Annotated in this window: 16 protein-coding genes; 11 read left to right on the plus strand and 5 right to left on the minus strand. The window is 61.9% G+C overall.

The genetic code is table 11. The annotated features are described in order from the left end of the window. Positions 1-23 precede the first annotated feature (23 nt). The gene (gene map, locus ACIPY2_RS00590) at positions 24-851 is read left to right on the plus strand and encodes a type I methionyl aminopeptidase (RefSeq protein ID WP_400264466.1); all 828 of its coding nucleotides are present in this window, start codon (positions 24-26) and stop codon (positions 849-851) included. Positions 852-943: 92 nt separating this feature from the next. Here map and ACIPY2_RS00595 read toward each other — a convergent pair whose 3' ends face one another. From ACIPY2_RS00595 to ACIPY2_RS00605, 3 genes are read right to left on the minus strand one after another with little or no spacing between them, the layout of a single operon-like run. Then, complete coding sequence (locus ACIPY2_RS00595; RefSeq protein ID WP_400264467.1) at positions 944-2,290, minus strand: ABC transporter substrate-binding protein; 1,347 nt, start codon at positions 2,288-2,290, stop codon at positions 944-946. Positions 2,291-2,343: 53 nt separating this feature from the next. Further along, positions 2,344-3,258, minus strand: coding sequence for a carbohydrate ABC transporter permease (locus tag ACIPY2_RS00600; RefSeq protein ID WP_400264468.1), 915 nt, complete (start codon positions 3,256-3,258; stop codon positions 2,344-2,346). Then, entirely contained in the window at positions 3,255-4,232 is a 978-nt protein-coding gene (locus tag ACIPY2_RS00605) for a carbohydrate ABC transporter permease (RefSeq protein ID WP_400264469.1), read from the minus strand. The genes ACIPY2_RS00600 and ACIPY2_RS00605 overlap by 4 nt, the downstream gene beginning before the upstream one ends. Positions 4,233-4,459: 227 nt before the next feature. On the opposite strand from ACIPY2_RS00605, the gene ACIPY2_RS00610 reads away from it, so the two are divergent. The 10 genes from ACIPY2_RS00610 to ACIPY2_RS00655 all read left to right on the plus strand — a co-directional run bounded on the left by ACIPY2_RS00610 (position 4,460) and on the right by ACIPY2_RS00655 (position 11,607). Then, positions 4,460-5,404 (plus strand): P1 family peptidase, encoded by a 945-nt coding sequence (locus ACIPY2_RS00610; protein ID WP_400264470.1) that lies wholly within the window; start codon positions 4,460-4,462, stop codon positions 5,402-5,404. A 196-nt stretch (positions 5,405-5,600) separates the two neighbouring features. After that, positions 5,601-5,822 (plus strand): translation initiation factor IF-1, encoded by a 222-nt coding sequence (gene infA, locus ACIPY2_RS00615; RefSeq protein WP_011775571.1) that lies wholly within the window; start codon positions 5,601-5,603, stop codon positions 5,820-5,822. 69 nt (positions 5,823-5,891) lie between these two features. After that, the gene (gene rpmJ, locus ACIPY2_RS00620; RefSeq protein ID WP_011775570.1) at positions 5,892-6,005 is read left to right on the plus strand and encodes a 50S ribosomal protein L36; all 114 of its coding nucleotides are present in this window, start codon (positions 5,892-5,894) and stop codon (positions 6,003-6,005) included. A gap of 196 nt (positions 6,006-6,201) precedes the next feature. Next, complete coding sequence (gene rpsM / locus ACIPY2_RS00625) at positions 6,202-6,579, plus strand: 30S ribosomal protein S13 (protein ID WP_021472434.1); 378 nt, start codon at positions 6,202-6,204, stop codon at positions 6,577-6,579. 51 nt (positions 6,580-6,630) lie between these two features. Continuing rightward, positions 6,631-7,032, plus strand: a complete 402-nt coding sequence (rpsK, locus tag ACIPY2_RS00630) for a 30S ribosomal protein S11 (protein ID WP_021472435.1) — start codon at positions 6,631-6,633, stop codon at positions 7,030-7,032. Positions 7,033-7,178: 146 nt separating this feature from the next. After that, positions 7,179-8,189: a DNA-directed RNA polymerase subunit alpha gene (locus tag ACIPY2_RS00635; RefSeq protein ID WP_347108054.1), complete on the plus strand. Its 1,011-nt coding sequence runs from the start codon at positions 7,179-7,181 to the stop codon at positions 8,187-8,189. Positions 8,190-8,255: 66 nt separating this feature from the next. Then, complete coding sequence (gene rplQ, locus ACIPY2_RS00640) at positions 8,256-8,819, plus strand: 50S ribosomal protein L17 (RefSeq protein WP_400264471.1); 564 nt, start codon at positions 8,256-8,258, stop codon at positions 8,817-8,819. An 18-nt stretch (positions 8,820-8,837) separates the two neighbouring features. Then, on the plus strand, positions 8,838-9,728 hold the full coding sequence (locus tag ACIPY2_RS00645) for a tRNA pseudouridine synthase A (RefSeq protein WP_400264472.1): 891 nt from the start codon (positions 8,838-8,840) through the stop codon (positions 9,726-9,728). A 72-nt stretch (positions 9,729-9,800) separates the two neighbouring features. Beyond that, positions 9,801-10,262, plus strand: coding sequence for an SRPBCC domain-containing protein (locus tag ACIPY2_RS00650; RefSeq protein WP_400264473.1), 462 nt, complete (start codon positions 9,801-9,803; stop codon positions 10,260-10,262). A 97-nt stretch (positions 10,263-10,359) separates the two neighbouring features. After that, the gene (locus ACIPY2_RS00655; protein WP_400264474.1) at positions 10,360-11,607 is read left to right on the plus strand and encodes a glycoside hydrolase family 26 protein; all 1,248 of its coding nucleotides are present in this window, start codon (positions 10,360-10,362) and stop codon (positions 11,605-11,607) included. A 109-nt stretch (positions 11,608-11,716) separates the two neighbouring features. Here ACIPY2_RS00655 and ACIPY2_RS00660 read toward each other — a convergent pair whose 3' ends face one another. Further along, on the minus strand, positions 11,717-12,601 hold the full coding sequence (locus ACIPY2_RS00660; protein ID WP_400264475.1) for a type II secretion system F family protein: 885 nt from the start codon (positions 12,599-12,601) through the stop codon (positions 11,717-11,719). Positions 12,602-12,613: 12 nt separating this feature from the next. Further along, positions 12,614-13,555, minus strand: a complete 942-nt coding sequence (locus ACIPY2_RS00665; protein WP_400264476.1) for a type II secretion system F family protein — start codon at positions 13,553-13,555, stop codon at positions 12,614-12,616.

A 13,555-nucleotide genomic window follows, 5' to 3' on the forward strand; every position in this document is an offset into this window, starting at 1 on the left:
AGCATTACTTTCCAGAGGAGAACATGGCGTTCGGTCAGCCCCGTATTGAATACAAGTCCAACGAGCAGATGCGCAAGATGCACGAGGCCGGGCTGGTGCTCAGCCGTGCCCTCGACGCGGCAGTTGCGGCAGCCAAGCCGGGCGTCACCACCAAGGACCTGGACCAGGTCTTCGCAGCCGTGCTCAATGACGCCGGCGCCAAATCGAACTTCCTTGGTTATCACGGGTTCCCTGCCACCATCTGCACTTCCGTCAACGAGGAAGTAGTCCACGGAATCCCGGGTGGCCGCGTATTGCAGGACGGCGACATCATCTCCATTGACGGCGGCTGCATTGTTGACGGCTGGCACTCGGACTCCGCCCGGACGGTGATCGTTGGCACTGCCGACCCCGAAGATCAGCGCCTTTCGGATGTCACGGAGGCTGCCATGTGGCGGGGCATTGCGGCCTTGGCCAAGGGCAAGTTCGTGGGAGACATCGGAAACGCCATTGACGACTACGTCTCGTCCGTTCCGGGCAAGCCCCTGGGCATTCTCGAGGACTACGTCGGCCACGGCATCGGTTCGGAGATGCACATGGCACCGGACGTCCTGAACTACCGCACCAACCACCGGGGTCCCAAGATCCGTTCAGGCCTTTGCCTCGCCATCGAGCCTATGCTGGTGCGTGGCGGGATTGAAACCGCGACGCTGGATGACGACTGGACAGTGGTGACCACTGACGGCAAGCGCTCCTGCCAGTGGGAGCACTCCGTGGCTGTCCACGAAAAGGGCATCTGGGTCTTGTCCTCGCCCGACGGCGGCGCAAGCAAACTGGTGCCGCTCGGCGTCGTCCCGGTTCCGATTCCGTAAGGGACCGGTTAGGGGACCGGAATCAATCCCCTTAAGAACAGAGAAGCGCGGGGCTGCCAAGCAACCCCGCGCTTCATTCATGCTCCTACAAGCTAAGCCTTCAGCTTCGGCTTCACGTCTTTGGTGTAGATGCCCTCGAGGGTCTTCTTGAGTTCGCCCATGGTTGCCTTGACATCGCCCTGCTGGGTGAGGATCTTGGCTGCGGCCTTGGCCATCTCCTGGTCGGCGCCGGGCAGGAACACGCGGGCGTTGTCCTGGACGCGGGTAACTGCGAGCTGGTCCATGGCGGTCTTGATCTGCGGCGTGGCGGCCAGGACCGAGGACACGTCCGCGGAAAGCCGCGTAGGCATGTAGCCGGTTGCGGCGGAGAACGCGGCCGTGTTCTCCGGTTCGGTCATGAACTTAAGGAAGGTCGCAGCGGCAAGCTGTTCCTCCTTGGTGATGCCGCTGGGGATGCCGAGTCCGGCGCCGCCCGTCGGGCAGACTCCGGTGGTGGCTTCCGGGCCGCCGGGCAGGAATCCGACGCCGACGTTGAACTTCGCGGCCTTCAGCACACCAAGCAAGGAACCCGTGGAAGAGATGGTTGCCGAGGTGATTCCGGCGGCGAAGTCGTCGGCGGCTTCCTTGGAGGAAACACCCGCCCAGCCATCTTTGTAAATGGAATCCTGGGCCCACTGCAGGGCGGCCACGGACTTGTCCGAATCGCACGTGATGTCCCAGTCCTTGGACCAGCCGCCGCCCCAACCCCACAGGTTGTTTTGCAGGGTCCACCCGGCGTAGCCCGCCAGGGCAGGATAGATATAGGCGTACTGGGCGCCCGAGGTGGCTTTGAGCTTGGCGGCCCACTCGGCGAATTCCTGCCATGTGGCAGGAGCACGGTCCGGAAGCCCGGCCGCCTTGAAGTGGTCCTTGTTGTAGTAGAACAGCGGGGTGGACCGGCCGTAGGGGAGGGCCCACTGCTGGTTGTCGTACTTGTAGTCGTCAACCAGGGACTTCTGGAAGTCGTCCAGCTTGATGTCCAGTTGCTTCACCAGGTTATCGATGGGGATGATGCTGCCGTTGGAGAAATACCGGAACCACCACACATCGGAAAGGACAACGAGGCCCGGGAGCCCGGTCTTGGCTGCCTGGGATGTCTGGAACTTCTGGGCAATTTCTTCGTAGTTGGCGCCGGCGGTCACCATGTTCACCTTGATGTCCGGGAACTTTGCGTGGAACTTGTCGATGATGGACTTCTCCACGTCCTGGGACTTGCCCGGGTGGTTGGTCCAGAAATCGATGGAGGCGGCCGGCTTGACGCCGGTGAAGTCGACAGCCGCCGACTCTACGGTGGTTCCGGGGCCCGCCGTCGACGGTCCTCCGCAGGCGGCCAGCGCCGCTGCTCCGGCGCCCAGGCCTGCGAGGCCAAGGAAATGCCGGCGGTCAAGATTCGTGCCCATGATGCTTCCTCTCAATTACTTACTTCGATGCGAAACGGTGCGGTGGGAGATTGTTAGCCTGTGACGCTGCCTTGCGTGAGCCCGGCGACGATGTAGCGCTGCAGTGCGGCGAACACCAGGAGTATGGGGACGATCACCAGGACGGCGCCTGCCATGAGGATTCCCCAGCCGGAACCGTTGCCTTCGGAGTTCTGCAGCAGCGTCAGCCCCACCGGGAGGGTCATGGTTTCCGGGCGGTCGGTGATGATGAGCGGCCAGATGTAGTCGTTCCATTCGCTGACTACGGTCACGAGTGCCACCGTTGCCACCGAAGGCAAGGACACGGGCACGATGATCTGCCAGAGACGCCGCCAGTGACCGGCGCCATCGATCTCGGCGGCCTCAAGGATGGAGGGCGGGAGCGTCAGGAAATGTTGCCTGAGGAGGAACGTTCCGAACGCCGTCCCCAGGCCGGGGAGGACGATGCCCCACAGGGTGTTCTTGCCGCCCATGCCCGCGATCAGGATGTAGTTGGGCAGGATGGACACCTGGGCCGGCACCATCAGGGCCACCAGGATCAGCACGAAGATCACGTTCTTGAACGGGAAGCGTACGAACACCAGGGCGTAGGCCGTCAACACAGCCAGGACCACCTTGATGGTGGAGCCCACAGCGGTGACGATCAGGCTGTTGGCAAAGAACTGCGCGAACGGAACCGTCGTCATGGCTGTGGCGTAATTTTCCAGGTTCAGCGAGTCCGGCAGGATCTTCAGGTCCGTGGTGACGATCTCGCCCGGCTGCTTGAAGGAGCTCAGCAGCATCCACAGCAGGGGCAGGAAAACAACCAGCGTGGCGATGATGAGCGGCACGTACCCCGTTGCCAGTGTCCGGAGCAGATTGGTTCGGGAAAAGGGCCGCGGGACCGGCAACTCCGGCTCCTGCTGCGGTTGGGCCGGAAGTACGACGACGGCGGGAGACTGGGCGCTCATGAGTAGTGGACCTTCCGCTCAACAAAGCGAAGTTGGAGGACGGTGATGACCAACAGGATGGCAAAGAGGATCACGGAGATCGCGGCCGAATAGCCTGCCCGGTTGTAGGCCCCGAAGGCCTGGAGGTAGGCCTCGTAGATGAGCGTGCTGGTGCCGTTGCCCAACGGTGTCATGATCCGGATCAGGTCGAAGGCCTGCAGGGAACTGAGCATGGTGGTGATCAGCAGGAAGAACGTGGTGGGAGACAACAGCGGAACCGAAATGTTCAGGAAACGCCGGACGTTGTTGGCGCCGTCCAAGGACGCGGCCTCCATGACGTCGCGGGGGAGTGACTGGAGTCCGGCGAGGTAGACCACCGCGCAGTAGCCCAGGTTCTTCCAGACGTAGACGATGATGACCATCACCAAGGACAGCTGTGGATCGTTGATCCACTGGGGGCTTTGCTGTCCCAGGCCCCGCAGGACCCAGGCGAGTACGCCGTAGCCGGGGTCGAAGATGAACAGCCATACCAGGCCGACGCCCACTCCGGACAGCACATACGGCGCAAACACCGCGGAGCGGGCAAACGTGGTGCCCCTGACCTTCGAGTTCAAGGCCTGGGCCACGAGCAGGCCCAGGACCATGGAACCGCCCACGGTCACGAGCGTGAAGATGCCCGTGGTTCCGAGGACCTTGGGGGCGTCCTCTCCGGTGAAGAACGTGACGTAGTTCTGCAGGCCCACCACAGTGGCTGAAGCGGAGCCGAGGGTCCAGTCCAAGGTGGAGTAGTAGATGTTGTTCATCAAAGGCCAGTAGGTGAAGACGCCGATCAGGGCAAGGTTGGGCAATGCCATGGCAAGGAACACGAAGAAGTCCCTGCGGCTTCGTCCGGACCAGCGCTTGGTGATGTGGAGCCGTTCCGCTCGGGAGGGCGGCGGCTGCATTCCCGGTGCTGCGGCACTGTCCGTGCGGCTGTTTTCAAGTCTGGTAGTCATGGATCACTTACGTCGGGAGGCGAACTTTTTGATGCCGGGCCCTGATGCGGGGGCGGCGGAGACAGCCCTAGCTCACCACAATGGAGAGTTCCGAAAGCCCTTAAAGCGCCCCTCGAACTGATAGTTGGCTAACCTTTTTGGGCTTGTTTACGGGCCGTTCCCCAAGTGTTCGTATTTGAGGCCGGACTCCCGTTTGGCGCCTCGCGACCCAGGTGGAGAATGGAGCCATGAATTCGATCGCCGATGTTGCGGGCATACGGGTGGGACACGTTCAAAGGATTGGCGAGGGCTGGCTCAGCGGCGTGACCGTGGTCCTGCCGCCACCCGGGACCGTGGGCTCGGTGGACGTCCGCGGCGGCGGCCCGGGTACCCATGAGACAGATGCCCTCGAACCGACCACCCTCGTGTCCACCGTGGATGCCGTTGTGTTGACCGGTGGGAGTGCCTTCGGGCTGGTGTCCGCCCACGGAGCGCAGAGATGGTGCGAAGAGCAGGGGAGGGGCTTCGCCGTTCCGGGGACCGTTGTTCCGATCGTGCCGGCTGCAGCCATCTACGACCTCGGACGAGGTGGCGAGGTGCGCGCGCGACCCGACGCGGACATGGGTTACCAGGCAACTGCCGCGGCGTTCGCCTCAGGCGACCATGCCGCCGTCGTGCGTGGAAACGTTGGTGCCGGTACGGGCGCGGTCATTGCCCGCGGACAGTACAAAGGCGGTGTGGGTACCTCGTCAATCGAACTGGACGGTGGTGTTGTTGTCGGTGCCCTGGCGGTCGTGAATGCGCTGGGCAGTCCGGTGGGCCTGGTGCCCCAGCGGGACGCCGCTGCCGGGGAGCCCGCGCGCGGCCTGAACACGACGCTCGTGGTGATCGCCACGAATGCCATCCTGGATGTGGCTGAGTGCAAGCGGACCGCCAGCTCCGGGCACGCGGGATTGGCGCGGGCGCTGGATCCGTCCCATACCCTTGCGGACGGTGACACCGTGTTCGCCTTGGCGACCGGCGCCGTCGCCCTTGACCGCAGCAGCGAACAGGCGCGCCAGGTTTCGCTCATTACGCTCCAAAGCGCCGCGGCCGAAGCCGTCCGGCTCGCCATCCTGGATGGCGTAATGGCGGCGGAAAGCGTCACGACGGCGGCGGGCAACTTCCCTGCCTACGGGGACGCGGGGGAGTGACGAGCGGGGCCACGTGCGCTACCATGATCGGATTTAACTTTCGCGCCCGAGTGGCGTAGAGTTGCCTGTTGGTTGTCTGTACAGCCACGCCCTTTTTGGCGTGGTGGTTCCAAGAGGGCCAAAGCAAACAAAAAACGTCCGCTGGATCGCCGGTGCCTAACCGGAGGACTGCGGCAAACAACAGTTAGCGGAGGATATGGCCAAGAAGGACGGGGTCATTGAGATCGAGGGCGTTGTGACTGAGGCGCTGCCCAACGCGATGTTTCGTGTTGAGCTCACCAACAAGCACGTCGTTCTCGCGCACATCTCTGGGAAGATGCGTCAGCACTACATTCGTATCCTCCCCGAGGACCGTGTAGTGGTGGAGCTGAGCCCTTACGACCTCACACGTGGTCGTATCGTCTACCGCTACAAGTAAATTGCTGGGCGGCAGGGCATGTCCCGCGCCGCTCCAGCAGATCAACTGCAAAACACGCAAAGGAACGCCATGAAGGTCAAGCCGAGCGTCAAGCAGATCTGCGACAAGTGCAAAGTGATCCGCCGTAACGGCCGGGTCATGGTGATCTGCGAGAACCCGCGCCACAAGCAGCGCCAGGGCTAATTCCCCGCAAGGGAATCAGCGCCCGCAAGGGCAAACCTGGGTTGCTAACCCACGCAAGTAAATAAAGGCAGCACAAGCTGAGCTGGGACAGAAATACAGAGCCCGGACAGCGTACCCCCGGTCGGAGGCTGGGGCCGTACTGAAAGTGCGGGTGTACTGCCTACGACCTCCGGTTTATTCAAGGAGTACCGCCACTATGGCTCGTCTCGCTGGCGTAGACATTCCCCGCGAAAAGCGGTTGGAAATTGCGCTTACTTACATCTACGGCGTGGGCAAGACCCGTGCACACGAAACCCTGGCTGCCACCGGCATCAGCCCTGACGTCCGCGTCAAGGACCTGACCGACGCCGAACTGGTCCAGCTGCGTGACTACATTGAAGGCAACTACAAGGTTGAGGGTGACCTTCGCCGCGAGGTAGCCGCTGACATCCGCCGCAAGGTCGAGATCGGCAGCTACGAAGGCCTGCGCCACCGCAAGGGCCTGCCCGTACGCGGTCAGCGTACGAAGACCAACGCTCGTACCCGTAAGGGCCCGAAGCGCACCGTCGCCGGCAAGAAGAAGGCCGGACGTTAATCCCTCGGGATTGACCTGGTTTTCCCCCGATAACTTTCTGTAGGAGAAACAATGCCCCCGAAGACTCGTGGAGCGGTCCGTAAGCCGCGTCGCAAGGATAAGAAGAATATTGCGCTTGGACAGGCGCACATCAAGAGCACCTTTAACAACACCATCGTGTCCATCACGGACCCGACTGGCGCTGTGATCTCCTGGGCTTCCGCCGGTGAGGTTGGCTTCAAGGGCTCCCGTAAGTCCACCCCGTTCGCTGCCCAGATGGCTGCCGAAGCTGCTGCAAAGCGCGCTCAGGAGCACGGTCTGCGCAAGGTTGACGTTTTCGTCAAGGGACCGGGTTCGGGACGCGAAACCGCAATCCGTTCGCTCCAGGCTGCTGGCCTCGAGGTTGGCTCCATCCAGGACGTCACCCCCAGCGCCCACAACGGTTGCCGCCCGCCGAAGCGCCGCCGCGTCTAATTAGGTTCAACCTGCCTGACGGCCGGGCCTGCTGGTGAATGCTTTGCGTTCACCAGCATGGTCCGGCTGGCCAGGCTGGAAACCGAAGCCGATTTCCACCACCTGTGTTGCGTCATATAGCGGATGCTCGCCGAAAGGAAACCTAAGTGCTCATTGCACAGCGCCCCACCCTGTCTGAAGAAGTTGTAGCCGAGAACCGCTCCCGTTTCATCATTGAACCGCTGGAGCCGGGCTTCGGTTACACCCTCGGAAACTCCCTCCGCCGTACCCTGCTCTCCTCCATCCCCGGTGCTGCTGTAACCAGCATCCGGATCGATGGCGTGCTGCACGAGTTCACCACGGTTCCGGGTGTCAAGGAAGATGTCACCGAGATCATCCTGAACATCAAGAACCTTTCGGTTTCCTCCGAGCACGATGAGCCGGTTGTTGCGTACCTGCGCAAGCAGGGCCCCGGAGTCGTCACCGCTGCGGACATCGCTCCGCCGGCCGGCGTCGAATTCCACAACCCGGATCTGCACATTGCCACCCTGAACTCGAAGGGCAAGTTCGAACTCGAACTGACCATCGAGCGCGGCCGTGGCTACGTTTCGGCAGCTCAGAACAAGTCCGGCGACTCCGAGATCGGCCGTATCCCGGTCGACTCGATCTACTCGCCGGTCATGAAGGTAACTTTCCGCGTGGAAGCTACCCGTGTTGAGCAGCGCACCGACTTCGACAAGCTCATTGTCGACGTCGAGACCAAGCAGGCTATCGCTCCGCGCGACGCTGTTGCTTCTGCAGGCACCACCCTGGTGGAACTGTTCGGTCTGGCCCGTGAGCTGAACACCGCAGCTGAAGGTATCGAGATTGGCCCGTCGCCGACTGACGCTGCACTGGCAGCTGATATGGCTCTGCCGATCGAGGATCTGGACCTCACGGTCCGTTCCTACAACTGCCTCAAGCGTGAGGGCATCCACACCGTGGGTGAACTCGTTGCCCGCTCCGAGGCTGACCTGATGGACATCCGTAACTTCGGTGCCAAGTCCATCGACGAGGTCAAGGCAAAGCTCGTTGAACTGGGTCTGTCCCTCAAGGACTCCCCTCCCGGTTTCGATCTCGCAGCCCGCGCCGCAGCCATCGAAGAGGACGACGCCGCGTTCAGCGACGACGAGCTCTAAAAAGCAGATCTTGGCCGCCGGCTCCAGTGATGGAACCGGCCGGCCTCCACAACAGGAGAAATAACTATGCCTACCCCCACTAAGGGTCCGCGCCTCGGAGGCGGCCCGGCTCACGAGCGCCTGATGCTCGCGAACCTGGCAGCTTCGCTCTTCGAGCACAAGCGCATCACCACCACGGTTACCAAGGCTAAGCGCCTCAAGCCGTACGCAGAGCGTCTGGTCACGTTCGCCAAGCGCGGCGACCTCGCTTCCCGCCGTCGTGTCCTCGGCCTGATCAGCGACAAGGGCGTTGTCCACGAGCTGTTCACCGACATCGCCGGCGCTGTTGCCAACCGTGAAGGTGGCTACACCCGCATCACCAAGATCGGCAACCGCAAGGGCGACAACGCTCCCATGGCTGTCATCGAACTGGTTCTCGAGCCCGTTTCCCCCAAGCAGGCCGTAGTTGCTGAAGCAACCGCTGCTGCTGCCAAGGCTGCTCCGGCTGCCGAGGCTCCTGCTGAGGAAGAGGTTGTTGAGACCGAAGCTGCAGAGACCGAAGCTCCCGAGGCTGAAGAGGCTCCCGCCGCTGAAGCTGAGGCTGCTGAAGCTGAATCCGAAGAGGCTCCGGCCGAAGAGGACAAGAAGTAATTCAGTAGACTTGGGTCTATGAACGAACAAGAACCCGCTGCCCCCGTTTTGGAGGGCGGCGGGTTTTTGCGTATCCGGATGGATCTCTCGTACGACGGCGGCCCTTTCAGCGGTTGGGCCGTGCAGCCGGGCCTTGTGACAGTCCAGGGCGCGCTCGAGGAAGCGTTGGCTTTGTTGGTGCGCCGGCCTGTCCGCGTCACCGTTGCCGGGCGGACGGACGCCGGTGTCCACGCCCGCGGCCAGGTGGTCCACGTCGACTTCACCTCCGCCGAATGGTTCGGCCTCACGAGAGGGCACGACGTCGATCCTTCCGTTTCGCTGCTACGGCGCCTTCGGGGTGCGTTGAGCCGGGTTCTCGGTGACCTCACCGGGGCGATTGAAGTGCACGACGCCGGACTGGCGCCTGCCGGTTTCGACGCGCGGTTTTCTGCGCTCTGGCGCCGGTACAGCTACAGGATTGCCGACGGCGCTGAACGCTGGGACCCGGTGCTGCGAGGAATTACGCTGTGGCACAAGTCGCCGTTGGATGTCTCCCTGATGAACGCCGGTGCCTCGTTGTTGCTTGGTTTGCAGGACTTCCGTTCCTATTGCAAGCCGCGTGAGGGGGCCACGACCATTCGTGAGCTTCAAAAATTCTCTTTCTCGCGGGAGTCTGACGGCGTCATCGTCGCCACTGTGCAGGCCGATGCCTTCTGCCACAACATGGTCCGGTCCCTGGTCGGTTCCACTTTGCGTGTGGGGGAGGGGCTGGAACCGCCGGCGTGGCTGCACGAAAGGTTGCTGGCCCGGGCACGTGATCCCAAGTCCTTGCTCGCCGCCCCGCACCCGCTGGTGCTGGAGGAAGTAGCCTATCCCTCGGACGGAGAGCTGCTGGCCCGTGCCGAGCTGACCCGGGCCAAGCGCGAGTAGCTGTTTCCGGAAGATCGCCGTTGTGCCAAGATTCAGGAGACAAGTACCGGCAGCTTGAAAGGTGCGTAGGCCATGGTTGGCGAAGAACGGGCAGTGACCGAAAAACGGACGTTCAGCCGAACCACGTCCGTTGCCACGAACATTGAGGCGCCCCCACTCACGGTGTGGGAGATCCTCACGGATGCGCCGCGTTACCCGGAATGGAACACCACAGTGGTGTCCCTGACAGGAAATATCCAGCCTGGCGGAAAGCTCCAACTGGTCTCCGCGCTGGACCCTTCAAGGACCTTCAAACTCAAAGTCAAGGCATACGATCCGCCCAGCCGGCTCATCTGGGGTGACGCGCTGGGAACGCGGACGTACACGCTGACGCAGGTCGACGGCGGCCGGACCCGGTTTGAAATGGTGGAAAAGATCGGTGGTCCGGTTTTCCCCCTGTTCGCCTCCAAAATTCCTCCCTTTGATGCCACCTTTGAGCAATTTGCCGCCGACTTGAAAGCCGCGGCGGAAAGCAAAACAGAAGCCGGCCAGTGACGCCGAACGACAGACCCCTGGCCCCACCTATCTTCCAGCCAGCCATTGTCCCTAGGATAGGAACGAAACCGCTGGTCAGAAGGGCATGGTATTTGTTGTGGGGGAGCAACCCGTAGATAGCCGCGAGTCGAAGAGGCAGAACCGTGCCGAGCTGCGCAGGGCCTTTGTTCTTCCAATCGTGATCGGTTTGGCGGTGCTGGGGGTGGCCGGCGTGAACTTCGCCAACGAGTACAGCCAGCGGCAATCCCAAACAGCATCGGCTCTCCCTTCCTGTCAGGTGGTGCCGCGTTCCGCACTGCCGCCGGCGGACGGCGCATTGTTCGGTGTGAACCTTGATTGGCACAACAAGTCGCTGGCGACGTTCGCTGCTGACCTTGGCCATAAGCCGGCGGTCAGCGTCTCATTTACGGAATTCCCCCTGACGGCCAAGGACGAAGATGACCTGGCCCGGGCAGCCGAGCAGATCCGCGCGGATGGCCAGATGATGCTGCTGACCCTCGAACCCCATGATGGCCTGGGGACAGTTACAGATGCGACCGCCAGCGCCTTGGCAAAGGACCTCAACAAGTTCAATCAAGACGGTGTGCCGGTGATCGTGCGCTTTGCCCACGAGATGAACGGGTCCTGGTACCCGTGGTCGCAGCAACCGCAGAAGTACATTGCCGCTTTCAAGACACTCGCCACAGCCGTGCACACGGAAGCGCCGGGATCGGCCATGATGTGGGCGCCGAACTACGGTGGTGGATATCCCTTCGCTGGTGGGACTTATGAAGCGAAGCCTGGCACGGCAGAGTTCCTCGCCCTGGACACCAATGGCGACGGCATTATTACCATGCAGGATGACGCCTACGCCCCCTACTATCCGGGGGATGACGCCGTGGACTGGGTGGGGATGTCCCTTTACCACTGGGGCGCCAAGTACCCCTGGGGCGAGAACGAACTCCCCGAGGCAAACAAGTTTGCCGAGCAACTCACGGGCACCTACAACGGCGCCAACGGCGACGACACCCTGTTGCCGGACTTCTACGGCATCTACGGGACGCAGCACGGCAAGCCCGTCGCAATTCCTGAAACAGCGGCCCTCTTCGCCCCCGGCAACGGTGGAGAGCCCGAGTTGGCCATCAAGCAGGCGTGGTGGAACCAGCTCTTTGCCCCTGCCACTCACCGGCAATTCCCGCAGTTGAAGATGATCAACTGGTTCGAATGGGACAAGACCGAGGTTGAGGTCAAGGGCCGCGTGGACTGGACCATCACCAATACGCCCGCGATCAGGGAGGCCTTCACTGCCGCCTTGCCTGGCTGGTTCCGCTACGGCCCGGACCAAGCCTGCAAACCGCAAGGCTGACTGCCCGGTCCGGACATTGGAGGACCCCCTCCCGGCTCTGGGTACCGGAAGGGGGCCGTGGTGGCCGTCCGCGGTCTGGGATCCGCGAACGGCCGGTCTATTGCCGGCCTCAGACTCCGCTGAAGGCCTGAACGATCTTTATCGCGGCCGGACCCAGAAGGACTATGAACAGCACCGGAAAAATGCAGAAGAGCAAAGGGAAGAGCACCTTGACGGGCAGCTTCATCGCCTTTTCTTCAGCATTCTGCCGGCGCTTTACGCGGGCTTGCTTTGCCTGTGCACGCAGGACACTGGCGATGCCAATGCCGTATTTGTCTGCCTGGATGACGGCGAGGACAAAGCTCCGGATATCAGGCACCGAGCAACGTTCCGAAAGGGCTTCGTAGGCTTCACGGCGTGGTCTCCCCACTTGGATGTCTTGTAGGGTACGCATCAACTCGTGGGCGAGGGGTCCGGCACCTTGCATGGATGCTCTTTCCATGGCCGCCTCAAATCCCAGTCCGGCTTCCACCGAGATCAGCATCTGGTCCAGGGTGTTGGGGAACTCCAATTTGATGGCTTCCTGGCGTTTGATACCCGTGTTGTAGATCAAGAGGTCGGGAAGAAAGTACAGGAAGATCGTGAGGAAGAGTCCCAGTCCTACCAAGGTGGGAATGGGATTTCCGAGGAACAGCAGGAGGCCGATGATCGCGCCTGCCAAGGCCAACACAGGTTTGAGTGCAATCAGCTTAGTGAGGGGCATGGAACGCGGGCGTCCTGCCAAGGCAAGCCATTGGTCAAGTTTTGCTTCGTAGCTGCCGGGAGTGAGCTTTCGCGCGATGCCCAGCATCAGTGGTGGCCGCTGGATACTGGTTCCGCCGTTCTGGGCGAAGCCGGATCCCAGGTTGGTTTGAATGGCGACAATGCCTTTGCGGTCAATGGTGGCCAATGACCAGGCAAAGTAGCCAAGGGGGAGGATGATCACTGCAATGATGAGCCAAGCAATGGGAGTCATGGTGGTCCCTCCTTAGAATTTGATCTTGATGATGCGGCTCATCCAGAAACCGCCAATGATGAACAGGAGGGCGCTGCCGATCAGCATTGCGATGCCGATCGGGTGGGTGACAAGGACCTTCATATATCCGGGGTTGATGGCACCCATGAAGAGTGCCACGGCGATCGGCATGGCCATCAGGATGACCGCTGACATCTTGCCCTCAGCGCTTAGGGCCCGAACGTGGCCCTTGATCTCACTGCGTTCCCGGATGGTACCGGCTACCTGCTCAAGTACTTCGGCAAGATCGCCACCGACTTCACGGTTGATCTGCATGGCTTGGCCGATCCACCGGAAGTCCTCGCTGTCCATTCGGGTGGCGCATTCTTCGATTGCCATGCGCGGGTCCTTGCCGATCCTTACCTCGTTCACAATCCGGCCCAGTTCCTCGGAAGTGGGCAACTGTGCCTCCTGGGCAGCGGCTTCGAGGGAACGCATGATGCTGTGGCCCACCCGCAGCCCTCCAATGAGCATCTGGATGGTGTCAGTCAGCTGTGTTTCGAAGCGGGACCGACGTTTCTCGGTCTTCACCACCAGGAAGAGCTTGGCGCCAAAAGGCGTAGCAATGGCCAGGACAACGCCAATGAACAGGTTGACAAGGAGGCTGCCCAGAACGCCTGCCACCAAGGCCACAACGGCCACCATAACGGTGAAGTCTGCGGGCGCCTGTTTGATGCCCGCTCGGTAGAGAACTTCTCTGTTGAAGGGACCTCCCGAACGCCCGAGCGCGGAATCCACCGCTGCCACTGCTGTCTGGGAAACGCGGCCAAGTGTTGACTCATCGGCCACCGCGCCTGTTCGACGGCGTTCAATGGGAATGGATCCGTTGCGCGGTTTCAGCACGACGACGACCGTGACCGCCAAGGCGGCAAGGCAGAGTCCTATGGCCGCAATGAAAAGGACTTGATTCTCCAT

The sequence above is a fragment of the Paenarthrobacter sp. NPDC089675 genome (assembly GCF_044749185.1).
Lineage (GTDB): Bacteria > Actinomycetota > Actinomycetes > Actinomycetales > Micrococcaceae > Arthrobacter.